The following is a 26123-nucleotide window of genomic DNA, read 5'->3' as shown; positions in this document are numbered from 1 at the left end:
GGTACTCTCGCCAACGCTATGGAGCTCATCCACACCTGTTACCGGATCGGCGACATCGACCGGTCCGTCGCCTTCTACGAGGCGCTGGGTTTCGAGGAGCGGCGGCGGATGCCGATCCGCGAGGAAGCCATCAACGTCTTCATGGGTCTGCCGGGTGACGGCGACCGCCTGGAGCTGACCTACAACCACGGGGTCGACGCCTACGAGCTCGGCACCGGCTACAACCACATCGCGCTGACGGTGGACGACATCGCCGGCACGCTGGAGCGGCTCGGCGGGCAGGGCATCGAGCCCGAGAAGCCCCCGTACCGCGTGCGCGAGGGCGGCTCGCTGATCGCGTTCGTCCGCGATCCCGACGGTTACCGGATCGAGCTGATCGAGAAGAACAAGGGTTGATGGAGCGACGACTCGCTGTCATCGACTGCGGGTCGAACTCCTTCCGCCTCGTCGTCTTCACCTACACGGACACCTGGTGGAAGCGCACGGACGAGATCCACGAGGCCGTCCGTGTCGGCGAAGGGCTGGAGGGGACCGGCGCACTCCAGCCCGCGCCGATGGAGCGCGCGCTCGAGACGCTCGAGCTGTACGCGCACTTCTGCTCGGCGACAGGGATCGACGAGATCCGCCCGGTCGCCACCTCGGCGATCCGCGACGCGTCCAACCAGGCGGAGTTCCTCGCCGCGGCGCTTGATCGGTCGGGCTTGTCGGTCGAGGTGCTGCCCGGTGCGAGCGAGGCGCGCTACGGCTACCTCGCGGCGGTCAACACGACGACGCTGTCCGACGGGGTGGTGCTCGACCTGGGCGGCGGCTCGATGCAGCTCACCCGCGTGGCCTCGCGTCAGGCCGTCGACGCGCGGTCGTGGCCGCTCGGCGCCGTGCGCATGACCGAGCGCTTCGCGCCGGGCAAGAAGAAGCGCACCGAGGCGCTGCGCGAGCACATCGCGCAGGAGCTGGAGAGTGCGGAGTGGCTGGGCGAGGACTCGCGCCTGGTCGCGGTCGGCGGCACCGTGCGCAACCTCGCCGCCGCCGCGCAGCTCGCCGCCGGCATGCCGTCCTACGGCATCCAGGGCTATCTGGTCACGCGCACCGCGCTGGGCGAGCTGATCGAGCGGTTCTCGTCCGGCCCGCCCGCCGATGTCCCGGGCATCAAGGCTTCCCGCGGGGACCTGATCCTCGCGGGCGCGCTCGTGATCGACGGCGTGATGGAGGCCGGCGGCTTCGAGGCTTTCGAAGCCACCGAAGCCGGCCTGCGTGAGGGCGTCTTCTTCGAGCGGCTCCACCCGGAGGGCCTGGCGAGCGACGTGCGCAGGGACGCCGTCCGCAACCTCGCCTCCCAGTACGACACCGACTTCGCGCACTCCGAGCACGTCGCGCGGCTCTCGCTGGAGATCTGGGACGCGCTGGGCGCGCAGGGGCTGCACCGCGCCGACCCGGAAGAGCGCGAGCTGGTCTGGGCCGCCGCGATGCTCCATGACATCGGCGTCGCCGTCGACTACGACGACCACCACAAGCACTCGCGCTACCTGATCCTGAATGCCGGACTGCCGGGGTTCTCGCCGCGCGAGACGGCCTTGATCGGGCAGGCCGCCCGGTACCACCGCAAGGGGAACCCGGGCCTGGGCGAGTTCGCGGCGGTGGCGCGCGACGGTGATCGCGCGGTGCTCGATCGTGTCGCGGCGTGCGTCCGGCTTGCCGAGCAGCTCGAGCGGTCGCGGGACCAGTCGGTGCATGCGTGCTCGGTGGTCGTGGCGAACGGCGTCGCGGAGCTGCGGCTGCGGGCTTCGGGGGACACGCGGATCGCGCGGTGGGCGGCCGAGCGGCAGGGTGATCTGTTCCAGCGAGCGTTCGGGCGGGATTTGAGCGTGGTGTAGGGACGAACAACGGCCATCGAGGGGGAAGGGAGCGGCACGGACACGGAGATCGTCCCTCGGCCGTCCCGCTTGGGCTCGGCGTGATCGCTTTCCGGTCGACGAACGGGCGTGGGGAGGGGGGTGTGTCCCGAAACTCCCGCTATGCGGGAGTTTGTGACCACACCCCCTTTGTTCGGAGCGCGGTCGTGCGCGACCCTGATCGACCGGCTACTTCGTCTGTGCGAAGTTGCGCAAGACCGCTTCGCCCCGCGGTGAGAGGCGGTAGCCGACATCGAGCGAGATCGTCAGGCCGAGCTCCTTGAGCTTGCGGATGTCCCGCTTGAACGCGGCCGTCTCGCGACCGAACGACTCGGCCAGATCAGGCGCCCGCACCGCGGGCCGTTCGGCGATCGCGCGCAGGTAGTCGTAGGCCCACGGCCACTTCTCGAGCTGAGCGAAGACCGCCTCATCCGGCGGCGCCTCCCGCAAGGCCACGCGCGGGTCCGGCCCGACGAGCCGCAGCCCGACCCGATGTACGCGTCCCGTCTTGCGCATCCGTGCCTCGACGTCCTCAGGCGACGCGAACCCCGCCGCCCGCGCGTCCTCGTCGGTGATGACATCCACCTGCTCGCACGAGCTGAACTCCACGACCCCCACGCGGGTCTTCTGCTGCGAGCCCACCTTGACGCGCGGCTTGTCCCACCGTCGGAAGGCAAGGGTGATGGTTCCGGCCGCGATCCCGTCGAGATCCTGCGGCCGGAACAGCACCGAGCTAGACCTCTTGGATCTGGAGCAGCGACGTGGTGCCGGGCTTGCCGGAGGGCAGGCCGGCGGTGATGCCGACGCGGTCGCCGGGCTGGCACCAGCCGAGCTCGACGACGCGCTTGGCGGCGGCGGCGATCAGCTCCTCGGTGACTTCGAGGCGGCGCATGGAGGCGGCCTGCACGCCCCACATCAGCCCGCAGCGGCGGACGGTCTCGCGGCCGGGTGAGAGCGCGTAGATCGGCACCGTCGGGCGGTGCGCGGAGATGAGCCGCGCCGAGCGGCCGGACAGCGTCGGGCAGACGAGCGCCTTGAGGCCCAGCTCCGTCGCGGCGCGCGTCGCCGTGTAGGCGAGCGTGTAGGCGGGATCGCGGCGGTCGCGCCGCACGCGCCGCTCGTTCCACTCCTTGTACGGCGCGGTCGACTCGGTGCGCAGCGCGACGGAGGCCAGCATCGCGACCGACTCCACCGGGTACTGGCCGACGGCGCTCTCCTGGGAGAGCATCACGGCGTCGGTGCCGTCGAGGATCGCGTTGGCGACGTCGGTGACCTCGGCGCGCGTCGGGCGCGAGGAGGCGACCATCGAGTCCAGCATCTGCGTGGCGGTGATCACCGGGCGGGCGAGCGCGCCGGACAGCGCGATGATCTGCTTCTGGACGATCGGCACGTCCTGGATGTCCATCTCGATGCCGAGGTCGCCGCGCGCGACCATCACGCAGTCGGTGGCACGGACGATCTCCTCCAGGCGCGTGACCGCCTGGGGCTTCTCGATCTTGGCGACGAGCGGCAGGCGGGTGTGCTTGCGCAGCTCGGTGACGTCTTCGGCGCGGCGGACGAACGACAGCGCGACGATGTCCACGCCGATCCGCTCGCCGGTGCGCACGTGCTCGAGGTCCTCGTCGGGCACGGACGGCAGCGCCGCGGTCTCGCCCGGGATGTTCAGGCCCTGGCGCGAGGCGACGGAGCCGCCGATCTCGACGACGGCGTCGATCTCGCCCGAGTCGGCGCGGACGTCGGTCACGCGCAGGCGGACGGAGCCGTCGGCGAGGTACATGATCTCGTCGCGGTCGACCGTCGAGGCGAGGCCGGCGTAGGTGATGAACAGCTTCGACGCATCGCCTTCGCCCACGTCGGGCCCGCAGACGAACGTCGTCTGGTCGCCCGGCTTGAACTCGACCACGCCGTCGCGCAGCTTGCCGATGCGGAGCTTGGGACCGGGGAGGTCCTGCAGGATCGCGACCTGGCGGCCGGCGCGACCAGCGGCCTCGCGGACGAGGCGCGCGGTCTCCGCGTGCTCGTCGGCGCTGCCGTGAGAGAAGTTCAGGCGGGCCACATCCATCCCGGCCTCGACCATCCTGGCGAGGACCTCGGGATCACGGGATGCGGGACCGATCGTGGCGACGATCTTCGTACGGCGCTCCATGGGTGTCCGGAACTTAGCGGGCAGCGAGTGGGCAGGTGTGTCCGGTGGGTAGCGCGGTTCACATGGCCCGAGCAGCAAGCGAGTCCCCGTCCCAGTCCTCGTCCGGTCGGTTCGGCCGTGACGATGACACCGAAAATCCGACTGATCTCCCCAAGGAGTCCTGGCCGGCGATCCTCAAGCGCACGGTCAAGCAGTTCAGCGAGGACCAGCTCACCACCTGGGCCGCCGCGCTGACCTACTTCGGCGTGCTCTCGCTGTTCCCGATGATCCTCGCGCTCGTCTCCGTCCTGGGCGTCATCGGTCCCTCGGCCACGCAGCCGCTGCTCGACCAGCTCGGGTCGGTCGCTCCCGGCCCGGCCAAGGACATCCTGACCAACGTCCTGACGAGCCTCGAGCAGAACCAGGGCGGCTCGACGGTCGCGCTGATCATCGGCCTCGCCGCCGCGATCTGGTCGGCCTCGGGCTACATCAGCGCGTTCATGGACGCGTCCAACAACGTCTGGGACGTGCCCGAGGGGCGGCCGATCTGGAAGAAGCTCCCGATCCGCCTCGGCGTCACCGTGATCCTGCTCGTCCTGCTGACGGTCACGGCGCTCGCCGTCGTCTTCACCGGCCCGCTCGCGCAGGAGATGGGCGACCTGATCGGCCTCGGCGGCACGTTCGTCGACGTCTGGAGCATCGCCAAGTGGCCCGTGCTGCTCGTGGTCGTGAGCTTCATGATCTCGCTGCTCTACTGGGCCTGCCCGAACGTCAAGCAGCCCGGCTTCCCGTGGGTCACGGCCGGCGGCCTCCTCGCGGTCGTGCTGTGGATCGCGGCCAGCGCCCTGTTCGCGCTCTACGTCGCGAACTTCAGCTCCTACAACAAGACCTACGGCTCGCTCGGCGGCGTGATCGTGTTCCTCACCTGGCTGTGGATCTCGAACATCATCATCCTGCTCGGCGCCGAGTTCAACAGCGAGATGGAGCGCAGCAAGGCGATCCAGGAGGGGCACCCGCCGGAGAAGGAGCCCTACCTGCCGCTGCGCGACGACACGAAGCTGAAGGACTGAGGACTCGAACCGCGCGCCGTTTCTACGGCGCGCGATGATGGCGGCGTGGCCGCCGACCAGCTGATCTACCGCGTCACCTATCACCTGCTCGCCGGGCAGCACGAGGCGGCGGGCCTGGTGGTGGAGCTGGGCGAGCAGTCGCCCCGCGAGCTCGTGCGCTTCGACCAGCGCTCACGCCGCGAGCTGCCCTGGGGCAGCGTCGTGCGGATGTCGCCCGGACCACTCAAGGACGTGCTCGAGCTGTTCTCACCGAGCGGCCACGTCCGCCAGGCCGCGCTCGAGACCGTCCCGCTCACGCCGCTCACCGCGCGGGTGCTCGTCCTGCGGTGCGCCGACTGGGTCGCGGAGGTCCGCTCGGCGGCGTTCACGCGCCTGCGCGCGTGCGACCGCGACCTGCTGGTCGCGGCCCTGCCGCTCGTCGCGTGGGTCATGGACGAGTGGACGCGCGGCGACCTGCTGGGCGCTCTGCTCGACGAGCGCCTCACCGACGACGACCTGCGCGCGCTCGCCGACGTCCCGGACCTCGCGCTGCGGCGCGCGGCGTGGCGGCGGCTGACGGCGCGCGGCGCGATCACGCCCGCCGACGTGCAGCGCGCGGCCGCGGACGAGGACGTCGCGGTCCGCGGCATCGCGGCCCGTTCGCTGCCGGACCTGGCCGAGGCCGACCGACGAGCGGCGGCGGAGCGACTGCTGGACGATCGCGTCGGCTGGGTCGCGGTCCGCGCGCTCACGGAGCTCGTCCGGCTCGACGGCGCCGACCGGATCGTCCCGGCGCTCACGGCGCGCTCGGCGACGGTCCGCCGCGCGGCGAGGGACTGGGCCCGCGTGCGCGACGTGGACGCCCGCGCCGTCTACCTCGCCCGCGACCCACGCGACGAGCTCGCGCTGGTCGGGCTCGCCGCGCTCCGCGACCCACGCGACGCCGAGCTGGTCCGCGCGATGGTCGACGACCCCCGGGCGCGGGTCCGCCGCGCCGGGCTGCGCGCCCTCGCCACGCTGGACGAGCCCGAGGCGCGCCGCATCGCGCTCATCTGGCTCGAGGCGGGCGCCGGCCGCGTGGCGGCGGACGTGCTGCGCGCCGGGTCGCCGAGCGCGGCGGAGATCACCGTCCTGACCGCGATCGCCTGCGACCGGGAACGGCGACCGGGTGCGCGGGAACGCGCCCTGTCACTGTTGCGCGTCGGCACGTGGACGCACTTCACGGTCGCGATGGAGGCGAGCCTGCTCACGGGCGTCCTGCCGGTGCCTCAAGGTCGGCCCAGGGCGCACCTGCGCGCGCGGATCGCGCGGCTCCTCCCCGCCTACGACGGGGCGCGCCGCGCGGCGATCGAGCTTGCGCTCAGGTGAACTGGCCGTCGGCGAGGATGACCTCGCCGTCGGCGCTCAAGGACCCGCCCTGGCGCAGGTCGCAGATCATGTCCCAGTGCACGACCGACTCGTTGGTGCCGCCGGTCTCGGGATAGGAGCGGCCGACCGCGAGGTGGACGGTGCCGCCGATCTTCTCGTCGAAGAGGATCGCGCCGATCGGGCGGTCGATGCCGAAGTTCGTGCCGATGCCGAGCTCGCCGAGGAAGCGGGCACCCTCGTCGGTGTCGAGCGTGGCCTGCAGGTAGTCGTCGCCGCGCTCGGCCCTCGCGCTCACCACGCGACCCTCGCGGAACTCCAGCGTCACGTCCTCGACGACGACGCCGCGCGGGGCGGTGGGGATCGTGAAGCGGATCACGCCCTCGGCGGAGGTCTCGTGCGGGCCGGTGAAGACCTCGCCGCTCGGCATGTTGCGCTTGCCGTCGGAGTTCACCCAGACGCGGCCGTCGACGGTGAGCTTCAGGTCGGTCCCGGGAGCCTGGATGTGGATCTCGCGCTTGGGCGTGAGACGCTCGATGAGGCCCGCCTGGAACGCGCGCAGCTCGCCCCACGCGGCGGCGGGATCGTCGCGGTCGAGGAACAGCGCGCGGGTGACGAAGTCCGTGAACTCGCCCGTGCCCATGCCGGCCTGCTGGGCCGCGGCGGCGGTGGGGTACAAGCTGATCGCCCAGCGCCTCGCCAACACGACCTCGCGCAACGGCGAACGAGCGCGCTGCGCACGGGAGAGCCGCGCCGGGTCCACGCCCGCCAGCGCGTTCGCGTTCTCGGTGGCCTGGATGCGCAGCGAGGCGTCGAGCTGCTCGGCCTCGGCCAGCTCCGCCGAGGGAAAGCCGTCCAGGTGGCGGTCGCGCGCGGCGCGCCAGTAGCCCTCGCCGGCACCGGGCAGCGAGGCCCGGATGAGCGGCCACGCGTCACGCTCGAGGATCTCGCGCTGCAGCTCGAGCAGCAGCGGGCCGGCCAGCGTCGAGGACTCGACCAGGATCTGCTGGCCGGGCTGCACCTCGAGGCAGTAGTCGGTCAGCAGGCGGGCGAAGCGGACGTCGTCGATCACGGGGCTTGCATCTCCGGGAAGTGCTCGGCGAGGTGCTCGCGCAGCACCCCTCGGATCCAGACGCGTTCGTCCTGGGAGGCGAAGCGGTAGCGCGCCAGCAGCTCCTTCTGCTTGCTGATCGGCGGCGTGCCGGCGATCTCCCAGCGCACGACGAGGCGCTCGAACAGGAACTCGACGGAGCGGTGCCAGGCGTCCTCGCGGCTCAGGATGTTCCCCTGCACCACCTCGGCGTACTGCAGCCGGGTGGAGGGCGTCATCGAGCCGCGCAGGACGAGCGTCGTGCCGTCCTCGGCGCTGTAGGAGAACTCCGGGGCCTTGAGGCGCTGGTTCTTCGCCATCGCCACGACGGTAGCGTGCACGGCGTGCGCAAGCCGACCCGACCGCGAGAGGTGGGCCGGGGCGAGCGCGTGCTGCCCGGAGTGTGGCGGCTGCGCCTCCCCCTCGACCTGCCTGGCGTCCCCCATGTGAACGCCTGGGCCCTGAAGGCCGGCGACGGCATCGTGCTCGTCGACACGGGCATGCACGACCGCGGCACGATGGCCCACCTCGAGCAGGCGCTGGACCGCACGGGCCACCGCGTCCGGGACATCGAGCTGATCGTGGTCACGCACGCCCACATCGACCACTGCGGGCAGGCCCCGCCGCTCGCCAAGCGCGCCGGGTGCGAGGTGTGGATGCACCCGAACTGGAAGCTCCACGCGCACGAGGACCTCGACAAGTCGATCGACATCGCGCTGCTGAGCGGCGTGCCGGAGGGGCCGCTGCGCCAGTGGGCGGAGGCGCGGCGCGGGATGGGGACCGGCCAGGCGGGCGAGCTCTACAGCGACAAGGACCTCGTCCCGGGCGTGACCTTCGAGACCGACGCGGGCGTCTGGCAGGTGATCGAGACGCCCGGCCACGCGCCCTCGCACGTGTGCCTGCACCAGCCCGACCAGCGCGTGCTGCTCACCGGCGACCACCTGCTCGGCCGCGTCTCGCAGTACTTCGACGTCGGCTACACGCCCGACCCGATCGGCGAGTTCCTGGAGTCGCTGACCGTCGTCGAGCGGCTGGAGGCGCGGCTCGCGCTCGCCGGCCACGCCCGCCCGTTCACCGACATCCAGGCGCACATCGACGCCAACCGGGTCGAGGTGCAGGCCAAGCTGGACGCCACGCGCGCGGCGCTCGCCGACGGCCCGAAGAGCGCCTACGAGCTCGCCCGCACCGTCTACGCGCAGACGTTCAACGCCGACATGGCGAGCTGGCTGATCACGATGACGCGCGCGTGGCTCGTGCACCTCCAGCGGTTGGGGGAGATCCGCAACGATGGTGGAGATCCCGTGGAGCGCTGGGCCCGCTCCTCGTAGACTCGGCGCGATGCGCATCGACGAACGGATCGCGAGCGGGACCGAGCCGGCCTTCTCGTTCGAGTTCTTCCCGCCCAAGACCGACGACGGCGAGGCCAACCTCGAGGTCGCCCTCGGGGAGCTCGCGCGGCTCGATCCGACGTTCGTCTCCGTGACCTACGGCGCGGGCGGCACACCCGCCGAGCGCGGCAAGACGATCGACATCGTCAGCCGCATCAAGGCCAACCACGGCCTGGAGGCGATGGCGCACTTCACCTGCGTCGGCGCGTCCGTGGACGAGCTGCGCGGCGTGCTCGACCGGATGCGCGACGCCGGCATCGAGAACGTGCTCGCTCTGCGTGGCGACCCGCCCGCGGGCGTGGACGCCAAGGAGTGGCAGGCGGCCGACGGCGGGCTGCGCTACTCCCGCGAGCTGATCGAGCTGATCCGCGCCGACTACGACTTCGCGATCGGCGCGGCCTGCTTCCCGGAGGTCCACCTCGCGGCCGAGTCCGCCGAGTCCGACCTCCAGTACACCCGCGAGAAGGTCGAAGCCGGCGCGCGCTTCCTCGTCACGCAGCTGTTCTTCGACAACGAGCTCTACTACGACTTCGTCGCCCGCGCGCGGGAAGCCGGCATCGACGTCCCGATCATCCCCGGCATCATGCCGATCACGAACGTCAACCAGGTCAAGCGCTTCACCGAGATGTGCGGCGCGTCGATCCCGCCCGGCCTGCTGCGCGAGCTCGAGCTGCGCTCCGACCAGCCGGACGCGGTCGCCGACTTCGGCGTCGCCTACGCGACGATGCAGTGCGCCGACCTGCTCGCCAACGGCGCGCCCGGCATCCACTTCTACACGCTCAACCGCTCGCCCTCGACGCGCGCGATCCTCTCCGCCCTGCGCTGCCTCGCGCCGTGGCGGAAGGCCGTCAGCGCTTGAGCCGCACCCGCAGGGCGCCGCGCTTCGCGGTGCCCTGCACGTCGCGCAGCGTGTAAGGCAACCGCGCCGACCCGCCGCGTGGGCGCGGGAGCGATACCCGGACCACCTCGAACGGCTCGAGTGCGCGTCGAAGTGGCGCGGTGCTCGCCGAGAAGCCGCCGTCCTCGTATATGCGGGCGCCGTCGACCGACAGGCGGCAGGTCGCGGTGCAGAGCACGTACACCAGGAGCCGGGAGCCCTCGACGTGTGACCGGAGCACCCGCACGCGTGGTTTGCTCCGCGGTGCCTCCCCGTACGGGACGAGGGCGACCCCCGGATGGGCCTGGCGGGCGAACGCGACCACACCCGGCCGCGCCGTCCAGACCGGCTCGGTGGCCGCGAGACGGGTCGCCACGCGATCGCCGTCGAAGACGCCATCGGCGCCCGGTAGGGCCACGCGCCAGTCGTCGTGGTCCTCCCTGCCCGTCCGGTACAGCAGCCGGGCGGTGCCGTCCGGCCACGTGAAGAGCCGCACATAGACGCAGCCTTCCTTGCACGCCTTCCGGACGGCGGGGCCGATGGGCACGCGCCGTGAGTCGTCGGCCGCGATCACCGTGTCGTCGGGCGCCTCGAGCGGAGCGCGGATGAACGCCGCGCCCGGGCCGGGGCGGACCAGACGGTGCCCTTCCCAGCTGAGGTCCGGGGCACCGTCCTTGATGTCGGCGAAGAAGGTGAACAGACCTTCGTCGCTGATCGGACCGAGGTCCTGTGCCGCGCCGAAGGCGCCGCCGGGATCGCGGACGGCCACGACGACGCGCGGATGGACGGCGACGATCACGACCGTCCCGGCCTCGTCGTAGGTGAGCGTGACCGTGAAGCTGTCGCTTGTAGGCATCACCGCCTGCGCCGGTGCGAGCACGCCGTCGTGCGTCCACGTGCGCACGAACTGCGTGCGCCCGTCACCCCAGGTGACGAGGCCGCCGCCGTTCTCCAGCCGCGCCAGGCCCACGTCCCGTGCGTCGGGGATGCCGAAGGCGTGCCAACGCCCGGCGGCGTCCGCGTAGTGGACGCGTTCGCCGACGATCAGCGCCGTGCCGTGCGCCGGCCCGGAGCTCGCGCTGCGGACCGGCGCGTCGTCGGGCGACTTGAACGGCAGGACGATCGGGTCCCCGAGCTGCCACGGCGAGGGGGGCGCGTACGCCGACGCGGGCGCGACGAGCAGCGCGGCGACAATCAGCAACCACAATCCGGTGCGCAAGCGCGCAACGTTACCGGCTGCGGCGGCCGCCGGGGCGGGATGCGTAGAGCTCGCGGTCCGCGACCTCGAGCAGCTCCATCACCTCGGCGCCGCCCTCGGGCGTCTGCGCCAGGCCGACGGTGATGCCGAGCGGGCTCTCGCCCGTGACGAGCTCGACCGGGAGGCTGTTCGCGACCTCCTGCATGATCGTCTCGGCCGTCTCGCGCCCGGCGGTCTCGCCCTCGCGTACCCAGAGGCCGAACTCGTCGCCGCCGAGCCGGCCCGCGACGCCGTAGCGGGCGAGCACGCGGGCGACCTCGGTCAGGATGAGATCTCCGGCGCGGTGACCGTGCGCCTCGTTGACGTGCTTGAAGCCGTCGACATCGCACACCAGCAGCGCGCCCTCGGTGCCGGCCTGGAGCTCGCGGCGGACCGTCTCGATCCAGCTGCGGCGGTTGTGCAGCCCGGTCAGGTCGTCGGTGTGCGCGGCCGCCTCGAGACGGCCGACGGCCTCGGCGAGGTCGCCGGTGGCGCCCGCGGGGGCGATCACGCCGGCCTTCTCGGCCACCTCGTCGAGCAGCTCGGGGGACGCGCCGAGGCGGTCGAGCGCGATCGCCAGCAGCTCCCGGTCCGGGTCGCCGCCCGTGACCATGTGCGCGAGCACGTCCGCGACGACGACGCACGCGGTCTCGTCGGACGGGACGGCGAGCCCGGTCGGGCCGCCGTGGTGATAGGCGATCGCGCGGGTGACGTCGTCGGCGGGCTCGCTCAGGCCCACGAGCAGGGAGCCGGCCTGCGCGTGGTCGAGCCCGAGCTCCTTGCGCTCGAGCGTGGCGCGGGCCGCGCCGAACGGTGCCCGCGCGGCGATCTCCTCCAACGGCACGACACCGAACGCGGCCGGCATCAGCAGCTTGCCGACGTCGTGCAGCAGGCCCGCGAGATGCGCGGTGTCGGCGTGCGCGCCACGCAGGTCGGCGGTGGTCGCGGCGTAGGCGGCGACGGTCACGGCGTGCACGTGCAGCTGCCCGCGGCTGAGGTGCGCCCCACCCGGGAAGCGCTCCAGGAAGCGGTAGGTCTCGGCCTCGAGTGCGATCCGCACCAGCGCGCGCCGGCCGAGCAGCGTCACCGCCTGGCGGATCGTCCGCGCGCGGATCGGCCGCGCGTTGGCCGCGGAGTTCGCGTAGCGCAGGAGGTTCGCGCTGAACGCCTCGTCGGACTCGATGACGGCGACGAGGTCGGTCGTCGTGCCGTGCGGGTCATTGGCCAGCGTGCGGATGCGCGACACCGTGCCGCTGAGCACGGGCAGCGGCCCGATGCGTCTCAGCGCGTCGTGTACGCGGGTGTCGGGCTTGTCGAAGCGGGCCATCCGGGAACGTCATCGGCGGCTCCTGCGGGCAGCATGAGAGATACCTCTAGGGGCCGGTTTTCGGAGCGCTGGGCTCGATGTCGAGGGCGTGCGCGACACGCGGTTGACCGTCCACGTCCCACGCGACATCCACCTGGTCGTTGCGCTTGTAGGTCCCAATACCCCATGCACCGAGGAACCACCGCCAAAAACCCAGCTTGGTCTCCTTGACGATCTCCTTGTTGAAGACCAATGTGTGCTCGGAGACGGAGTAATCCGGCCCCAGCTCCTGACGCACCCCATTCAGGTAGACGGTGAACGGCTCGCGCACGCCGGCGGGCAGACGGACTCGGGTCTCGGCCATGAGGTCCGGAAGAGTACGCCGCCAGCGGCGGCTCTCGCCGGTACGCACGATTCTGGCGGCCGCCGATCACCGCCTGGCGCCACCCGGCAACCGGTCATGGGCAACCAGCCCACTTCCGGTCACCGGTCGGCGCCAGCCGGCGCCGGCGACCACCAGCGATCGCGCGTACCGTCGTTCGCCGCCGGCGGCTCTACGCTCTTTCCGCCGTGTCCGCGCAGCCGTATCGCATCCGTCGTAGCGACCGCGCGCGTCGCATCCGGGTCAGCGTGGACGGCAACGGCGAGATCGAGGTCGTGCTGCCGAGCCGCTCGCCGGAGCGGCACGCCGAGCAGGCGGTGAAGGAGCTCGCGCCGTGGATCGAGCGTCGCCGCCGTGCCGTCGCCGCCGCGGCGCTGGAAGTGGGTCGCGCGCCCGGCACCGTGCCGTACCTCGGCGAGACGTTGACGCTGCTCCCCGAGCGCGGGCGCACGCGCGTGCACCGCAGCGGGGATCGGCTGCTCGTCCCGGAGGTCGAGACGAGCGAGGCGATCGAGCGCTGGTACCGGCGCCAGGCCCGGCTCGAGGTCGCGCCGCGGCTGGACGCGGCCTGTGCGCGCGCCGGCTCCACGTACACGGGCCTGACGATCCGCGGGCAGAAGACGCGCTGGGCGTCGTGCTCGTCCACGGGCGCGATGTCCTTCAACTGGCGGCTGCTGCTCGCGCCGCCGGAGATCCTCGACTACGTCGTCGAGCACGAGGTCGCCCACCTCGAGGTGATGGACCACTCGCCGCGCTTCTGGCGCCTGCTGGCGTCTCGCTCGCCGCGTTGGCGCGAGCACTCGGCGTGGCTGAAGCGCTACGGCTCGACGCTGACGCTCTGACGCAGCGCCCGGAGCGCCTCGCCTTCGAGCGGCGTGCGGCGGATCCGGCCCGTCCACGCGACGAGGGACCCGTCGCCGCGGACGTCGACGCCCGCGCGCTTGGACGCGCCCTTGAGCTCGATCCGCGCGGCGACCAGCTCCTCGGGTTCATACGTGCGCCCGAGGGCCTCCACGGCGCGCCGATCACCCCGCGCCTCGCGCTCGACCGCCGCGAGCGCCTGGTTGAGCGTCTCGTAGTCCTCGTGCGAGACCTGCGACCCGCGCCGCACCGTCACGCGGTAACTCACTTGACGTGGGCGAGGAGCGGCTTGACCCGGTCCCAGCGCGCGACCTCGCACCCGTCCGAGCGTGAGAAGCTCGCGTCGACGGGCTCGCCCCGGAGCGTGCCCTTGATCGTCGCGGTCTCCGGACCGCCGAAGATCTGCGTGCAGGCCACGTCGTCCTTCTTGGGCGCGAGGTCGGCGGCGGCGGTGCCCGCGACGGCGCCGCAGACGTCGCTGTCGGTCGGCGCCTTGCAGCTGACCTGGAGCTCCTTGGCGGCCTCCCCGGAGTCCCCGTCGGCGTCGACGGTGATGACCAGGTTCGCGAGCTCGTCGCTCCCACCGCCGGTGGCGGGAGTGGTGGGCTCGTCGGAGCCGCAGGCCGCGAACAAGAGTGCGGCGGCAGCGAGAAGAACCGGCGCGGAGCGGTGCATGAGGCCTAGCGTAGTGACGCGGCGACCAAGCGGACCGGCTCGCCCCAGCCGACGGCACCGATGAACGCGCCGTCGTCATCGTGGCTGAGCGACCAGCGCCAGGCGACGTAGGGCGTGTCCGGCAGCGGGCGGCCCAGCAGCTCGTGCTCCGGCCGGCCGAGCGCCGCGCACGCGGTGCCGTTGGCGATCTCGACGCGGCCCTCGGCGTCGAGCGCGACGATCAGCGCGGTCGCGCCGTCGAACGCCCGCCGCGCGCGGGCCCGCTTGCGACGGCGCGCGAGGTAGGAGCCGAGCTGGGCGCCGATCGTCGCGAACAGCGCCGACACCTCGCCGTTGGGCTCGCGGGCGTCGGTGGCGTAGAGCTCGATCACGCCGACGCACTCCTCGTCGGAGGTGATCGGGAAGGCCGCGGCGGTCACCAGGCCGGCGCGCAGCGCCTCGTCGGGCGCGCTGCTCCAGATCGGGCGCCGGAAGCCCCACACACGGCCGGCGAGGCCCTGCCCGGCGGCGAGCGAGCGCTCGCGGGTCGCGTTCATCAGCAGCGCGATGCTGGCGCGCGAGCTCGCGGCGTGCCACGTGGTCGCGCACTCCAGTCGCGTGCCGTCGGCGCGCCAGACGGCGCCGGCCGACCAGCCGAGCGACTCGCCGAGCGTGGCGAGCACGCGCTCGCACAGCACCGCGGGCTCCAACCCGGCGGCGAGATGGTCGCCGATCGCCTGCTGGGCGCCGAGCAGCCGGTGCGCGCCGCCGACGCGACGGCGCATGCGCGCCTGCTCGAGCTCACGGGTGAGCACCGCGCCGAGCTGGTTGAGCGTGGACACGCGCGGCACGCCGTGCGGGAGCGTGCCCTCGCTGAGCGGCGAGATGGCGATGAAGGGCAGGTGCGGGTCCGCGAGGCGCACGAGCGCGAGCGCCTTCTGGCTCGGGACCGCGTTCGTGCCGTCGCCGCCGTAGAGGACGGCGTCCCAGCCGCGGCGGGCGAGCGCCGCGTTGAAGGCCTCCTCGCCGTGCACCGGCACCGCGCGCTGGATCACTCCCGTCCGGGAGATCTGCGCGGCATGGCTCGCGGGGACGTCGACCAGCAGCGCGGTTACGGATCTCACGCGTCAGTGCATCGGCGCGACCAGTTGGGCGCTTGAGGCGAACTGGACGACGATCTCACGCACGCCCGACTCGATCAAGTCGCGGTCGATGTGCGTCCCGAAGCCGCGCATCAGCCGCACCGCGCCGCGGTTCGTCGCCATCATCGTGCCGCTGAAGCGCGTGATCCCCTGCGCGGACGCACGCACGGCCAGCTCGTCCACCAGCGCCCGCCCGAGGCCCTGCCGCTGCCACGGATCGCCGATCACGATCGCGAGCTCCGCCGTGTCCGGGGCCACGCGCACGCAGCGGGCCACGCCGATCAGGAACCCGTGGTCGGCGTCGACGGCGACGAGCGCGATGTGGTCGACCTGGTCGACCTCGGTCAGGTACCGCAGCTCAGCCGCGCTGAACGACGTCTTGAGCGTGAGGAAGCGCCGCATGGCGGTCTCCGGGCTCAGCGTCTTTAGGCCGAGGGAGAGCAGCGGCTTGTCCTCGGGCTCGATCGGCCGGACCAGGACCGTCGTGCCGATGGGGAGGGTGAGGAGCATGAGTTGCATGAAACAACCCAGCCCCTCGTCCCGTCAAGGGGGGTTAGCCGCCTATCAGTGCTTAACGCTGCGAGACCGGGATGTAATCCCGGTTGCGCTCACCCGTGTAGATCTGGCGCGGGCGGGCGATCTTCTGCTCCTTGTCGTCGATCATCTCGAGCCACTGGGAGATCCAGCCGCTCGTGCGGGGGATCGCGAAGAGCACCGTGAACATGCCGACCGGCATATGCAGCGCCTCGTAGATCAGGCCCGAGTAGAAGTCGACGTTGGGGTACAGCTTGCGCTTGACGAAGTACTCGTCCTCGAGCGCGATCTTCTCGAGCTCGATGGCGATCTCGAGCAGCGGGTTCACGCCCGTGACCTCGAAGACGTCGTCGCAGGCCTTCTTGATGATCGTCGCGCGCGGGTCGTGGTTCTTGTAGACCCGGTGCCCGAAGCCCATCAGGCGCTCCTTGCCCTCCTTCACGCCGGCGATGAAGTCCGGGATGTTCTCCTTGCGCTCGATCCGGCGCAGCATGCGCAGGACCTGCTCGTTGGCGCCGCCGTGCAGCGGGCCGTAGAGCGCCGCGACGCCCGCGGCGACCGCGGAGTACGGATCGACCTGCGAGGAGCCGACGGCGCGGACGGCGCTCGTCGAGCAGTTCTGCTCGTGGTCGGCGTGGAGGATGAAGAGGATGTCCAGCGCCCGCGAGAGCCGAGGATCGGGCTCGTACTTGAGCTCGCTCATCTTGAACAGCATCGACAGGAAGTTGCCGGGGTAGTCGAGCTCGTTGTCCGGATAGACGTACGGCTGGCCCATGTTGTGGCGGTAGGCGAACGCCGCCAGCGTCGGCATCTTGGCGATCAGGCGGATGATCTGCAGGTAGCGGATCTCCGGGTCCTTGATCTGGTTCGCGTCCGGATAGAACGTCGAGAGCGCGCCGACCGACGCGAGCAGCATCCCCATCGGGTGCGCGTCGTAGCGGAAGCCCTGGATGAAGCTCTTGACGTTCTCGTGCACGAACGTGTGCGTCGTGATCTTGTTCGTCCACTCCTCGAGCTGCTTCGCGTTCGGCAGCTCCCCGTGTACGAGGAGATAAGCGACCTCGAGGTAGGTGGAGTGCTCGGCGAGCTGCTCGATCGGATAACCGCGGTATTCCAGGACGCCGGCCTCGCCGTCCAGGTACGTGACGGCCGAGCGACACGACGCGGTGTTCATGAAGGCGGGGTCGTAGGACATGACCCCGAAGTCGCTCTCTTTGACCTTGATGTCGCGCAACGCGGTCGCGCGGATCGTGCCGTCCTCGAGCGGGACCTCGTAGGTCTTGCCCGTGCGATTGTCCGTGATCGTCAGCGTCTCAGACGCCGTCGCCACGCCACCAGTTTCAGTCTGCTCCTCGGTTCCCATGCTGCTCCTCTTGGAGGGGAGGGTTAAGTCTCTGGCCCCCCATTGTGGCGGGGACCGAGGCCCGGGCGTCGTCTACCCGGTGATGACGGCGGTGTAAGCCGCCGCGGCCACCAGGATGAGCGTCACGAGGATGAGGCCGTTGGCCACGCCGCGGGAGGGCGGGAACGTCGCGTGGCGGGCGATGCCGACCGCCGAGAGCAGCGCGGCGAACGCCACGAGCGCGCCCGCGGCGACGTAGAACGGCGTCTTGGAGACTTCCTCTTCGACGAGGTGCTCCTGGGCGAACAGCAGCAGCGAGGCGAACACGCGCGGGAAGCTACCGCATGTAGCGGCTCTCGGTGGCCGCCACCTGGCCCTGGTAGTGCGAGCCCAGCTCGGCGGAGCCGTACGGCTTCTCCGCGGGGCGGTCCAGGGTCATGAACGAGAGCTGCGCGATCAGCAGCCCCGGATAGAGCTTGATCGGGACGCGCGTGAGGTTGTTGAGCTCGAGCGTGAGCGTGCCCTTCCAGCCCGGGTCGATGAACCCGGCGGTGGCGTGGACGATCAGCCCGAGCCGCCCGAGCGACGACTTGCCCTCGATCCGGGCGACGATGTCGTCGGGCAGCTCCACCCATTCCTCGGTCCGGCCGAGGCAGAACTCGCCGGGGTGGATGACGAAGCCCTCCTCCGCGGTGACCACGACCTCTTCGGTCAGGTTCGCGGCCGGCCCGTCACGCAGGTCGATGGTCGCGACCTTGTGGTTGCTGAAGACGCGGAAGGAGTCGCCCAGGCGCAGGTCGACGGACGCCGGCTGCACGAGCGACGGGTCCCAGGGCTTGACGACGATCTGGCCGTCGTCGACGAGACGGCGGATCGTGCCGTCGGAGAGCACGGAGGCGGTCACGAGGCGGACAGGCTACCGGTGCAACGTACGAGCACGGCCCGCGGCGGTGACGGAGCGGACGCGTGGGGGTGGCGAGACGTGCGCTCCGCAGCCCGGGCCGCCCCGGCGCGGCGGGCGCGGGCGGCGCGGCCGACGGGGATGCGGACGGCGCGGGATCGGCGTCCCGCCGTCGCTGATGACGTCGTCCGTGTCGGTCGTCTGCCGGACCGCCCACCAGATGATCCAGCAGGCCGCGACGATCGGCAGCTTCAGGAACACGAACAGGTAGAGCATCGTCCAACCCATCCCACGGTCATCGTACGCCGCCGGATGTAGCTCGTGCGCCAACGTGGTGATCCAGGTTCCGGTGCACCTGCGCTTCATTGCCATGAACGCCTTGAACCTCGAAGTTCTGGATCGCGAAGGCGCGATCCGCGAGATGGCGAAAGACGCTGGTGCCACGCGCGGGGACATCCTCAAGCGCGCCGGCATCGCCACGGCGGGTTTCGTGGCTGCGGGAGCGATGTTCGAGAGCCTGCTCTCGCCCGCCGCCGCCGCGATCTCCACCTCCAAGAAGTCGGCCAAGAACGACGTCAAGATCCTGAACTACGCGCTCACGCTCGAGTTCCTGGAAGCCGAGTTCTACGCCGCCGCGAAGGCGGCCAACATCGTCAAGACGCCGGACGTCCTGAAGTTCCTGGACACGGTCGCCGACCACGAGGCCAAGCACGTCACGCTGCTCAAGAGCGTGCTCGGCAAGGCCGCGGTCAAGAAGCCGACGTTCGACTTCAGCGCCGCCCTCGGCGACGAGAAGACCTTCATGCAGACCGCGCAGCTGCTCGAGGACACGGGTGTGGCGGCGTACGCCGGCCAGGGCCCGAACATCTCGCAGAAGGCGGTCGTCGTCGCCGCGCTCGGCATCCACTCGGTGGAGGCCCGCCACGCGGGCTGGATCCGCTTCCTGAACATGACCTCGCCGGCACCCGGCATCACCGACCCGCCCAAGCGCGAGTCGACCGTGCTGTCCGCGGTGGCCGATACCGGCTTCATCCAGTCCTAGGAGCCTGTTGATGACTTCGCTTTTGAACCTCGCCGCCTTCGACAAGGACGGCGCGATCGAGGAGACCGCGCACGCCGCCGGTGCGACGCGTGCTGACTTCTTCAAGCGCACGGGCGCGGCCACGGCCGGGCTCGTCGTCGCCGGCAGCGTGTTCGACGGGCTGCTCTCGCCCGCGCACGCCGCGATCTCGTCCAAGCCCTCCAAGGCCAACGACGTCAAGATCCTCAACTACGCGCTCACGCTCGAGTTCCTCGAGGCCGCGTTCTACATCCAGGCCGTGCAGGCGAAGGCCCTGCCGGGCTGGCTGATCTCGAACTTCGCGGAGGTCGTCGCGGCGCACGAGGACGCGCACGTGCGGCTCCTGCAGTCCGTGCTCGGCAGCGCCGCGGTCAAGAAGCCGACGTTCGACTTCAAGGACACGATCACCGACCAGGCCAAGTTCATGGCCACGGCGCAGGTGCTCGAGGACACGGGCGTGGCGGCCTACGCCGGCCAGGGTCCGAACATCTTCCAGCGCCCGGTCGTCAAGGCCGCGCTGAGCATCCACTCGGTGGAGGCGCGCCACGCGTCCTGGGTCCGCCTGATCAGCGGTCAGAACCCGGCACCGGCCGTGGTCGACGAGCCCAAGACCGAGAAGCAGGTCCTGGCCGCCGTCACCGGCACCGGGTTCATCACGGGCTAAGTAATCCACCGGGGGGGCTGCCGCCCCCCGCGGGCCCCCCGCTTTAGCCGCGGAGCGGCACGGGTGACGCGTCGAAGACCGTCACCCGCTGCAGCTCGGCGACGCGCTCGTTGACCTCGTCGGCCGTGAGGGTCTGCATGCGCTCGGTCCCGAACGCCTCGACGTTGAAGGAGGCCAGCGCCGTGCCGTACGCCATCGCGCGGCGCAGCAGCTCGTCCGTGATCTCCTCGTCCGCGTGCGCGGCGATGTAGCCGACGAAGCCGCCGGCGAACGTGTCACCCGCACCCGTGGGGTCGACGACGTCGGCCGTCGGGTACGCGGGGATGCCGAAGACGCCGTCCTTCGTGTACATGTTCGCGCCGTACTCGCCGAACTTGATGACGACGACGCGCGGGCCCATCTCCATGATCTTCTGCGCGGCGCGGACCAGGTTCGGCTCGTCCGTGAGCTGCTTGGCCTCGCCGTCATTGACGATCAGGCAGTCCACGCCGGCGATCGTCTTCACGAGCGACTCGCGCGCGATGTCGATCCACAGGTTCATCGTGTCCAGGGCGACGAAGCGCGCGCCGGTGCACTGCTCGCGCACGGCGCGCTGCAGGTCGGGCTGGATGTTCGCGAGGAACAGCACGTCCGCGTCCTGTGAAGCCTGCGAGAGCTTGGGCTCGAACGTCTCGAAGACGTTCAGGTCCGTCTGCAGCGTGTGGCGGATGTTGACGTCGCGCTCGTAGCGCCCCGCCCAGAAGAACGTCTTGCCGCCGGGCACGTGCTCGACGTCGTCGGTGACGACGCCGCGGTTGTGCAGGACGGCGTACTCCTCATCGCCGAAGTCGTCGCCGACTGGACCCACCACACGGGTCTCGGCGAGGAACGAAGAAGCGAGGGAGAAGTGCACGGCCGCGCCGCCCAGCAGGCGGTCGCGCTTGCCCGACTCGGTCTCGACGGCGTCAAAGGCGATGGATCCGACTACGGTGAGCGACATAAGGCGCACGAGCCTAGCGGCCACTCCGCGCGTGATTGCGGCGAGTGTTCTAGCCTCCTGGATCGAAAATGACGACTTTTGCCGAGCTCGGACTGTCCGAGCCGATCCTTCAGGCCCTCCAAGACGTCGGGTACGAGAACCCGAGCCCGATCCAGGAGCAGGCCATCCCCCCGTTGCTCGAAGGGCGGGACGTGATCGGCCAGGCGCAGACCGGCACGGGCAAGACCGCCGCCTTCGGCCTTCCGCTGATGGAGTCGGTGGACCCGGACGACAACGAGGTCCAGGCCATCGTGCTCACGCCGACGCGTGAGCTCTGCATCCAGGTCACGCAGGCGCTGCGGGCCTACGGCGCGCGCAAGGGCATCGACCCCGTCGCCGTCTTCGGCGGCGCGCCGATCCGCACTCAGCAGGCGCAGCTGCGCGCCGGCGGGCAGGTCGTGGTCGGCACCGTCGGCCGCGTGCTGGACCTCATCAGCCGCCACTCGCTCGTGCTGCACTCGGCGCGCTACATCGTGCTCGACGAGGCCGACGAGATGCTGGACCTCGGCTTCCTCGAGGACGTCGAGAAGATCCTCAGCCTCGCGCCCGGCAGCCGCCAGACCGCGCTGTTCAGCGCGACGATGCCGAACGAGATCAAGCGCCTCGCCGAGCGTCACCTGTACGACCCGGTGCTGATCAAGGTCAAGGCCGCGACGCTCACGATCGACACGGTCGAGCAGTTCTACCTCGAGACCAAGCCGCAGGAGAAGACGGACGCGCTCGCCCGCGTGCTCGAGTCCGAGAAGCCCGACCAGGCGATCGTCTTCGCGCGCACGAAGATCCGCACCGAGCAGCTGTTCCAGACGCTCAAGAACCGCGGCATGAACGTGCGCGCGCTGCACGGCGACATGAGCCAGGGCTCGCGCGACGGCGTCATGATCTCGTTCAAGAGCGGCCGGGTGCCGATCCTCGTCGCGACGGACGTCGCCGCCCGCGGCCTGGACATCTCGACGGTCACGCACGTCGTGAACTTCGACGTGCCGACCTCGCCCGACGTCTACGTGCACCGCATCGGCCGCACGGGCCGCGTCGGCCGCTCCGGGCGCGCGATCACGTTCGTGGAGCCGCGCCAGAAGCGCGAGCTCGAGGCGATCGAGAACCACGCGTCGACGAAGATCGCACCGTGGACCGAGGGCGCCCGCGTCGCTCCGGCGCCCGCGTCCGAGCCGCGCCCGCGCCGCCACACGAAGCCGCGCGACGCCGAGACGCCGGCCGAGAACACCGCGGTGTTCGTCAAGCTGATCGCGACCGCCGGGCGCCACGACGGCGTCGAGGCCGCCGACCTGATCGCCGCGTTGACCGCGAGCGGCCTGGACGGCGAGGCGATCCGCAACGTCCGCATCCTCGAGCGCTTCGCCCTCCTCGAGGTGCCCGCCGGCTCTGCGCCGGCGGTCGTCTCGGTGCGCGGGCACGAGATCGCGCTCGAGCCAGTCAGTAACTAAGAGGAGGCCTAAGCCAATGTCCGTGGCAACGATGACCACCAACCTCGGTGACATCACCATCGAGCTGTACGACGAGGATTCGCCGAAGACGGTCCAGAACTTCAAGGACCTCGCCGCCAAGGGCTTCTACGACGGTCTTTCCTTCCACCGGATCATCAAGGACTTCATGATCCAGGGCGGCTGCCCGCAGGGCACCGGCACCGGTGGCCCGGGCTACACGTTCGAGGACGAGATCAACGACCACAAGCTGGTCCGCGGCTCGCTCGCGATGGCCAACGCCGGCCCGAACACGAACGGCTCGCAGTTCTTCATCGTCACGCTGGACGCCACGCCGTGGCTGGACGGCAAGCACACGAACTTCGGCCAGGTCACGTCCGGCATGGACGTCGTCGAGAAGCTCGAGGGCCTGCCGACCGACGGCCGTGACAAGCCGCGTGAAGACGCGAAGATCGAGAAGCTGACGATCACCGAGTAGGTAGGCTCGGCCGCATGGCCGAGACGATCGCTGTCGAGAACCCCGCGACGGGCGAGACCATCCGCGAGGTGCCGGTCACGTCCCCCGAGGACGTGGCCGGGCTCGTCGAGCGCGCCCGGGCCGCCCAGCCGGCGTGGGAAGCGCTGGGCTATGCGGGCCGCGGGCGAATCCTAAAGCGGGCGCAGCAGTGGCTCGTCGAGCACGCCGAGGAAGTCGCGGACACGATCGTGGCCGAGACGGGCAAGGCGCGCGAGGACGCGATGCTCGTGGAGGTCGCCTACGGCGCCAACGCGCTCGGCTTTTGGCCGCGCAAAGCGCCGAAATGGCTTGCGGATGAACGAGTCCGGACGACGAACCCGTTCGTCCTCGGGCGTTCCATGGTCGTCCGCTACCGCCCCCTCGGCGTCGTCGGCGTGATCGGGCCCTGGAACTACCCGCTCGTCAACTCGGTCGGGGACGCCATCCCAGCGCTCGCCGCGGGGAACGCCGTCGTCGTCAAGCCATCCGAGGTGACGCCGCTGACGTCCCTCTTGTTCCAACGTGGGCTGCATGAGGCCGGCCTCCCTGAAGGGATCTTCCAAGTTGCGGTCGGCACCGGGGAGACCGGGGCCGTCCTGATCGACCATGTCGACATGGTGATGTTCACGGGCTCCACGCGCACTGGACGAAAGGTCATGGAGCGCGCCGCCCAGACCCTCACGCCCGTCTCGCTGGAGCTCGGCGGCAAGGACCCCATGATCGTCCTCGCCGACGCGGACCTCGAGCGGGCCGCCAACGCGGCGGTCTACTACTCGATGCAGAACGGTGGCCAGACGTGCATCTCGATCGAGCGCGTCTACGTGGAGGCTCCGGTCTACGACGAGTTCGTGGCCAAGGTCGCGGACAAGACCAAGGCCCTGCGTCAGGGCCCACCCGAGGGTGCGGGCTCGATCGACGTGGGCGCGATGACGTTCCCACCGCAGATGGACATCGTCGAGCAGCACGTCCAGCAGGCCCGGGACGCGGGCGCGCGCGTGCTCGTCGGCGGGCATCGCCGTGAAGGCGCCGGCCGGTTCTTCGAGCCGACCATCATCGCCGACGCCGACCACTCGATGACGGCGATGACCGAGGAGACCTTCGGCCCCACGCTGCCGATCATGCGCGTCAAAGACGCCGACGAGGCGATCCGCCAGGCCAACGACTCCCCGTACGGGCTGGGCGCGGCGGTCTTCACGCGCGACGTCGCCAAGGGGCAGCGGGTCGCCCGCCGCGTCGAGGCCGGCGCCGTCTGCATCAACGACGCGGCCGTCAACTACCTCGCGCTCGAACTGCCCATGGGCGGCTGGAAAGCGTCGGGCCTGGGCGTGCGTCACGGCCCGGCGGGCCTGAAGAAGTACACGCGTCAGCAGGCGATCATGACCTACCGGCTGCCGCTCAAACGAGAAGTGCACTTCTTCCCCTACAACGCAAAGGTCACCGGGCTCATCACGAAGGGCCTCAAGCTCTTCTACGGGCGCGGAAAGGCCTAGGCCGCCGCTGACGTCGGCGCCCAGCCGGACTCGGTCAGCTCCTCGCGCAGGCGCCGGCGGGCGCGGTGCTGGAGCGCGTGGACGGCGTCGACCGAGCGGCCGAGCTGCTCGGCCACCTCGGCCGGCGAGTGGCCGGCGACGAGCCGCAGCAGCATCACGTGCCGCTGGTCCTCCGGCAGCGCCGCGAGCGCGTCCTTGAGCGCCTCGAGGCGCTCACCGGCCTGCGACTCGGCGACCGCGCCGGTCGCGTGGACCTCCGCGAGGGGCACCGAACGCTGCGCTCGAAGGTGATCGAGCGCAGCGTTTCGGGCGACCCGCAACAGCCATGCCGCAAAGGGGGTGGCACCCGCCCGGTAATGGGTGAGTGCCCGCGGCAGGCGGGTGAAGATCTCGCTGGTCACGTCCTCCGCGTCGTGCTCGTCACGCACGATCGCCAGGACGTAGCCGAACACGTTGTCGGCGTACAGCAGGTACAGCAGGCGCAGCGCGTCGTCCTCGCCGTCCCGGGCCCGCTCGGCCGCGGCGGCGACCAGCGCCTCCGCGTCCTGCGGTAGGTCGAGGTGACGACGGCGCCGGTAACCCGTACGCGCCGCCGTCGCCTCCAAGCGATCCGCCGCACGGCGCATCGCGACATCTCCCGGTCCCTGGAAAATGAGCAGCCTTGCCCTTGTCCGAAGTTTCCACCGCCATCCTTGACGGTGGACGGCCAATGTCCCACCGCGGGCAGGCGGCGTGAAGACCAACATGCGTCCACTGGACGCTTGGACAGCTCAACCGAAGGCGGTCTTGCGGGCGCGTTCGGCGATCTCCGGCACGCCCTCCTTCAGGCGGTCGAAGAACGCGTCCTCGGTGGTGCCGGCGAGGCGTCGCTTATAGCTGCCTTCCAGGAAGATCGCCGACTTCCAGAGGGCGAGCGTCGTGTACCAGTCGAGCGCCCGCATCGACCGTCCTGAGCGCTCCTCGTAGCGGGCCACGAGGGCGTCGCGGGTGGGGAAACCGGGCTGCCGTGTGACGGTGGTCAAAGAGGCGATCGTGCTCTCCGGATCCCCCTCTTGCGCCCAGGTCGCGAGCAGATAGCCCACGTCGGCGAGCGGATCCCCGATCGTCGCGAGCTCCCAGTCGAAGATCGCGCTGAGGCGCTCGCCGGTGAACATCACGTTCCCGAGCCGGTAGTCGCCGTGGACGATCGTCGCCGGGCCGGACTCCGGGATGTGCTCGCCGAGCCACGCCGTGACCTCGTCCAGCGCCTCGATCTCGCGCGTGGCGTTGTGCTCCCACAGGCCCGTGAAGCGCCGGACCTGGCGGGCGAGGTAACCCGTGGGCTTGCCGAAGCCCTCCAGCCCGCACGCCTGCCAGTCCGTGGCGTGCACCTCGACGAGCGCGTCGATCAGCTCGTCGCCGACCTGTGCGGGGGTGACGGCGCCCGGGAGCGTGTCATTGATGACCTCCCCCTCCACGCGCTGCATCACGTAGAACGGCGCGCCGATCACGCCCTCGTCCTCGCACGTGGCGAGCACCTCGGGCACGCGCACGGACGTGCGCTCGAGCGCGCGCAGGAGGAAGGCCTCGCGCAGGACGTCGTGCGCGGACGGCGGCAGCGGCGGGCGCGGAGGGCGCCGCAGGACCCAAACTCCGCCACGCCGGCGCACGAGGTACGTCACATTGGAGTGGCCATCACCGACCGGTTCCGCCGTGATCGTCCCGGTCCCCAGACCGTGCGAATCGAAGAAGCGCTCGAGCGGCCGCAGGATCAGCAGCGGCGGTTGGCTGAGTGCTTCACCCTCTTCTGGGGTATCAACGATGGCGGTCACGCT

30 protein-coding genes are annotated in these 26123 nt (G+C 71.0%); 12 read left to right on the top strand and 18 right to left on the bottom strand.

The window, feature by feature from the left end; genetic code table 11:
• The first annotated feature begins 18 nt into the window (after positions 1–18).
• Both OJ997_RS01680 and OJ997_RS01675 read left to right on the top strand, forming a co-directional pair.
• On the top strand, positions 19–396 hold the full coding sequence (locus OJ997_RS01680; RefSeq protein WP_270023255.1) for a VOC family protein: 378 nt from the start codon (positions 19–21) through the stop codon (positions 394–396).
• Entirely contained in the window at positions 396–1871 is a 1476-nt protein-coding gene (locus OJ997_RS01675) for a Ppx/GppA phosphatase family protein (RefSeq protein WP_270023254.1), read from the top strand. The genes OJ997_RS01680 and OJ997_RS01675 overlap by 1 nt, the downstream gene beginning before the upstream one ends.
• Positions 1872–2078: 207 nt before the next feature.
• On the opposite strand, the gene OJ997_RS01670 is transcribed toward OJ997_RS01675, so the two are convergent.
• Together OJ997_RS01670 and pyk are read right to left on the bottom strand one after the other, a co-directional pair.
• Complete coding sequence (locus OJ997_RS01670) at positions 2079–2618, bottom strand: ASCH domain-containing protein (RefSeq protein ID WP_270023253.1); 540 nt, start codon at positions 2616–2618, stop codon at positions 2079–2081.
• Between the two features lie 4 nt (positions 2619–2622).
• Positions 2623–4035: a pyruvate kinase gene (gene pyk / locus OJ997_RS01665; RefSeq protein WP_270023252.1), complete on the bottom strand. Its 1413-nt coding sequence runs from the start codon at positions 4033–4035 to the stop codon at positions 2623–2625.
• 62 nt (positions 4036–4097) lie between these two features.
• On the opposite strand from pyk, the gene OJ997_RS01660 reads away from it, so the two are divergent.
• Both OJ997_RS01660 and OJ997_RS01655 read left to right on the top strand, forming a co-directional pair.
• A complete protein-coding gene (locus OJ997_RS01660; RefSeq protein WP_270023251.1) occupies positions 4098–5084 on the top strand; it encodes a YihY/virulence factor BrkB family protein in 987 nt (328 codons plus the stop codon).
• Between the two features lie 45 nt (positions 5085–5129).
• Entirely contained in the window at positions 5130–6431 is a 1302-nt protein-coding gene (locus OJ997_RS01655; protein ID WP_270023250.1) for a hypothetical protein, read from the top strand.
• Here the strand turns inward: OJ997_RS01655 and OJ997_RS01650 are convergent.
• Together OJ997_RS01650 and OJ997_RS01645 are read right to left on the bottom strand one after the other, a co-directional pair.
• A complete protein-coding gene (locus OJ997_RS01650) occupies positions 6424–7500 on the bottom strand; it encodes an aminopeptidase (protein ID WP_270023249.1) in 1077 nt (358 codons plus the stop codon). The two genes, OJ997_RS01655 and OJ997_RS01650, sit on opposite strands and share 8 nt — an antisense overlap.
• Complete coding sequence (locus tag OJ997_RS01645) at positions 7497–7838, bottom strand: hypothetical protein (RefSeq protein WP_270023248.1); 342 nt, start codon at positions 7836–7838, stop codon at positions 7497–7499. The genes OJ997_RS01650 and OJ997_RS01645 overlap by 4 nt, the downstream gene beginning before the upstream one ends.
• Before the next feature lie 126 nt (positions 7839–7964).
• Between OJ997_RS01645 and OJ997_RS01640 the strand changes: the two genes are divergently transcribed.
• Positions 7965–8846 (top strand): MBL fold metallo-hydrolase, encoded by an 882-nt coding sequence (locus tag OJ997_RS01640; protein ID WP_270023247.1) that lies wholly within the window; start codon positions 7965–7967, stop codon positions 8844–8846.
• A gap of 10 nt (positions 8847–8856) precedes the next feature.
• Positions 8857–9765 carry a methylenetetrahydrofolate reductase [NAD(P)H] gene (metF, locus tag OJ997_RS01635; protein ID WP_270023246.1) on the top strand — a complete coding sequence of 303 codons (909 nt, stop codon included), beginning with the start codon at positions 8857–8859 and terminating at the stop codon, positions 9763–9765.
• Here metF and OJ997_RS01630 read toward each other — a convergent pair.
• From OJ997_RS01630 to OJ997_RS01620, 3 genes are read right to left on the bottom strand one after another with little or no spacing between them, the layout of a single operon-like run.
• Complete coding sequence (locus tag OJ997_RS01630) at positions 9755–11002, bottom strand: hypothetical protein (protein WP_270023245.1); 1248 nt, start codon at positions 11000–11002, stop codon at positions 9755–9757. The genes metF and OJ997_RS01630 overlap by 11 nt on opposite strands.
• Before the next feature lie 10 nt (positions 11003–11012).
• Positions 11013–12347, bottom strand: a complete 1335-nt coding sequence (locus tag OJ997_RS01625) for a GGDEF domain-containing protein (protein ID WP_270023244.1) — start codon at positions 12345–12347, stop codon at positions 11013–11015.
• A 46-nt stretch (positions 12348–12393) separates the two neighbouring features.
• Positions 12394–12690, bottom strand: a complete 297-nt coding sequence (locus OJ997_RS01620) for a hypothetical protein (protein ID WP_270023243.1) — start codon at positions 12688–12690, stop codon at positions 12394–12396.
• 206 nt (positions 12691–12896) lie between these two features.
• Between OJ997_RS01620 and OJ997_RS01615 the strand changes: the two genes are divergently transcribed.
• Positions 12897–13550: a M48 family metallopeptidase gene (locus OJ997_RS01615; RefSeq protein WP_270023242.1), complete on the top strand. Its 654-nt coding sequence runs from the start codon at positions 12897–12899 to the stop codon at positions 13548–13550.
• Here OJ997_RS01615 and OJ997_RS01610 read toward each other — a convergent pair.
• The 8 genes from OJ997_RS01610 to OJ997_RS01575 form a co-directional block, all read right to left on the bottom strand.
• Positions 13526–13837: a hypothetical protein gene (locus tag OJ997_RS01610; protein WP_270023241.1), complete on the bottom strand. Its 312-nt coding sequence runs from the start codon at positions 13835–13837 to the stop codon at positions 13526–13528. The two genes, OJ997_RS01615 and OJ997_RS01610, sit on opposite strands and share 25 nt — an antisense overlap.
• Complete coding sequence (locus OJ997_RS01605) at positions 13834–14244, bottom strand: hypothetical protein (RefSeq protein ID WP_270023240.1); 411 nt, start codon at positions 14242–14244, stop codon at positions 13834–13836. The genes OJ997_RS01610 and OJ997_RS01605 overlap by 4 nt, the downstream gene beginning before the upstream one ends.
• A gap of 5 nt (positions 14245–14249) precedes the next feature.
• Entirely contained in the window at positions 14250–15347 is a 1098-nt protein-coding gene (locus OJ997_RS01600; RefSeq protein ID WP_270023239.1) for a GAF domain-containing protein, read from the bottom strand.
• A 3-nt stretch (positions 15348–15350) separates the two neighbouring features.
• Positions 15351–15875, bottom strand: a complete 525-nt coding sequence (locus OJ997_RS01595) for a GNAT family N-acetyltransferase (RefSeq protein ID WP_270023238.1) — start codon at positions 15873–15875, stop codon at positions 15351–15353.
• A gap of 61 nt (positions 15876–15936) precedes the next feature.
• Entirely contained in the window at positions 15937–17262 is a 1326-nt protein-coding gene (locus OJ997_RS01590) for a citrate synthase (RefSeq protein WP_272599214.1), read from the bottom strand.
• Between the two features lie 72 nt (positions 17263–17334).
• Positions 17335–17568 carry a hypothetical protein gene (locus OJ997_RS01585; RefSeq protein ID WP_270023236.1) on the bottom strand — a complete coding sequence of 78 codons (234 nt, stop codon included), beginning with the start codon at positions 17566–17568 and terminating at the stop codon, positions 17335–17337.
• A gap of 10 nt (positions 17569–17578) precedes the next feature.
• Complete coding sequence (gene dcd / locus OJ997_RS01580; RefSeq protein ID WP_270023235.1) at positions 17579–18145, bottom strand: dCTP deaminase; 567 nt, start codon at positions 18143–18145, stop codon at positions 17579–17581.
• 12 nt (positions 18146–18157) lie between these two features.
• Positions 18158–18430, bottom strand: coding sequence for a hypothetical protein (locus OJ997_RS01575; protein WP_270023234.1), 273 nt, complete (start codon positions 18428–18430; stop codon positions 18158–18160).
• A 91-nt stretch (positions 18431–18521) separates the two neighbouring features.
• Between OJ997_RS01575 and OJ997_RS01570 the strand changes: the two genes are divergently transcribed.
• Together OJ997_RS01570 and OJ997_RS01565 are read left to right on the top strand one after the other, a co-directional pair.
• On the top strand, positions 18522–19184 hold the full coding sequence (locus OJ997_RS01570; RefSeq protein ID WP_270023233.1) for a ferritin-like domain-containing protein: 663 nt from the start codon (positions 18522–18524) through the stop codon (positions 19182–19184).
• A gap of 10 nt (positions 19185–19194) precedes the next feature.
• Positions 19195–19866 (top strand): ferritin-like domain-containing protein, encoded by a 672-nt coding sequence (locus OJ997_RS01565; RefSeq protein WP_270023232.1) that lies wholly within the window; start codon positions 19195–19197, stop codon positions 19864–19866.
• A 43-nt stretch (positions 19867–19909) separates the two neighbouring features.
• Here OJ997_RS01565 and OJ997_RS01560 read toward each other — a convergent pair whose 3' ends face one another.
• Entirely contained in the window at positions 19910–20845 is a 936-nt protein-coding gene (locus tag OJ997_RS01560) for a PfkB family carbohydrate kinase (RefSeq protein ID WP_270023231.1), read from the bottom strand.
• A gap of 68 nt (positions 20846–20913) precedes the next feature.
• Here OJ997_RS01560 and OJ997_RS01555 point away from each other — a divergent pair, with 68 nt between their 5' ends.
• From OJ997_RS01555 to OJ997_RS01545, 3 genes are read left to right on the top strand one after another with little or no spacing between them, the layout of a single operon-like run.
• On the top strand, positions 20914–22326 hold the full coding sequence (locus tag OJ997_RS01555; RefSeq protein ID WP_270023230.1) for a DEAD/DEAH box helicase: 1413 nt from the start codon (positions 20914–20916) through the stop codon (positions 22324–22326).
• 31 nt (positions 22327–22357) lie between these two features.
• Positions 22358–22801 (top strand): peptidylprolyl isomerase, encoded by a 444-nt coding sequence (locus OJ997_RS01550; protein ID WP_270023229.1) that lies wholly within the window; start codon positions 22358–22360, stop codon positions 22799–22801.
• 14 nt (positions 22802–22815) lie between these two features.
• On the top strand, positions 22816–24309 hold the full coding sequence (locus OJ997_RS01545; RefSeq protein WP_270023228.1) for a succinic semialdehyde dehydrogenase: 1494 nt from the start codon (positions 22816–22818) through the stop codon (positions 24307–24309).
• Here OJ997_RS01545 and OJ997_RS01540 read toward each other — a convergent pair.
• On the bottom strand, positions 24306–24935 hold the full coding sequence (locus OJ997_RS01540; protein ID WP_270023226.1) for a sigma-70 family RNA polymerase sigma factor: 630 nt from the start codon (positions 24933–24935) through the stop codon (positions 24306–24308). The genes OJ997_RS01545 and OJ997_RS01540 overlap by 4 nt on opposite strands.
• Before the next feature lie 144 nt (positions 24936–25079).
• On the bottom strand, positions 25080–26120 hold the full coding sequence (locus OJ997_RS01535; RefSeq protein WP_270023225.1) for a phosphotransferase family protein: 1041 nt from the start codon (positions 26118–26120) through the stop codon (positions 25080–25082).
• Positions 26121–26123: the final 3 nt, after the last annotated feature.

Source organism: Solirubrobacter phytolaccae (assembly GCF_027587195.1).
In the GTDB taxonomy this organism is placed as follows: domain Bacteria; phylum Actinomycetota; class Thermoleophilia; order Solirubrobacterales; family Solirubrobacteraceae; genus Solirubrobacter; species Solirubrobacter phytolaccae.
This window is presented reverse-complemented; position numbering and strand designations above follow the sequence as displayed.

Excerpts from the sequence above, each read along its gene's own strand:
- metF (WP_270023246.1), top strand. The coding sequence starts at position 8,857 with ATGCGCATCGACGAACGGATCGCGAGCGGGACCGAGCCGGCCTTCTCG.
- OJ997_RS01605 (WP_270023240.1), bottom strand. The coding sequence starts at position 14,244 with ATGCACCGCTCCGCGCCGGTTCTTCTCGCTGCCGCCGCACTCTTGTTC.
- OJ997_RS01575 (WP_270023234.1), bottom strand. The coding sequence starts at position 18,430 with ATGGGTTGGACGATGCTCTACCTGTTCGTGTTCCTGAAGCTGCCGATC.
- pyk (WP_270023252.1), bottom strand. The coding sequence starts at position 4,035 with ATGGAGCGCCGTACGAAGATCGTCGCCACGATCGGTCCCGCATCCCGT.
- OJ997_RS01560 (WP_270023231.1), bottom strand. The coding sequence starts at position 20,845 with ATGTCGCTCACCGTAGTCGGATCCATCGCCTTTGACGCCGTCGAGACC.
- OJ997_RS01595 (WP_270023238.1), bottom strand. The coding sequence starts at position 15,875 with ATGCTCCTCACCCTCCCCATCGGCACGACGGTCCTGGTCCGGCCGATC.
- OJ997_RS01590 (WP_272599214.1), bottom strand. The coding sequence starts at position 17,262 with ATGGGAACCGAGGAGCAGACTGAAACTGGTGGCGTGGCGACGGCGTCT.
- OJ997_RS01675 (WP_270023254.1), top strand. The coding sequence starts at position 396 with ATGGAGCGACGACTCGCTGTCATCGACTGCGGGTCGAACTCCTTCCGC.
- OJ997_RS01540 (WP_270023226.1), bottom strand. The coding sequence starts at position 24,935 with ATGCGCCGTGCGGCGGATCGCTTGGAGGCGACGGCGGCGCGTACGGGT.
- OJ997_RS01660 (WP_270023251.1), top strand. The coding sequence starts at position 4,098 with ATGGCCCGAGCAGCAAGCGAGTCCCCGTCCCAGTCCTCGTCCGGTCGG.
- OJ997_RS01625 (WP_270023244.1), bottom strand. The coding sequence starts at position 12,347 with ATGGCCCGCTTCGACAAGCCCGACACCCGCGTACACGACGCGCTGAGA.
- OJ997_RS01555 (WP_270023230.1), top strand. The coding sequence starts at position 20,914 with ATGACGACTTTTGCCGAGCTCGGACTGTCCGAGCCGATCCTTCAGGCC.
- OJ997_RS01550 (WP_270023229.1), top strand. The coding sequence starts at position 22,358 with ATGACCACCAACCTCGGTGACATCACCATCGAGCTGTACGACGAGGAT.
- OJ997_RS01680 (WP_270023255.1), top strand. The coding sequence starts at position 19 with ATGGAGCTCATCCACACCTGTTACCGGATCGGCGACATCGACCGGTCC.
- OJ997_RS01620 (WP_270023243.1), bottom strand. The coding sequence starts at position 12,690 with ATGGCCGAGACCCGAGTCCGTCTGCCCGCCGGCGTGCGCGAGCCGTTC.
- OJ997_RS01565 (WP_270023232.1), top strand. The coding sequence starts at position 19,195 with ATGACTTCGCTTTTGAACCTCGCCGCCTTCGACAAGGACGGCGCGATC.
- OJ997_RS01545 (WP_270023228.1), top strand. The coding sequence starts at position 22,816 with ATGGCCGAGACGATCGCTGTCGAGAACCCCGCGACGGGCGAGACCATC.
- OJ997_RS01645 (WP_270023248.1), bottom strand. The coding sequence starts at position 7,838 with ATGGCGAAGAACCAGCGCCTCAAGGCCCCGGAGTTCTCCTACAGCGCC.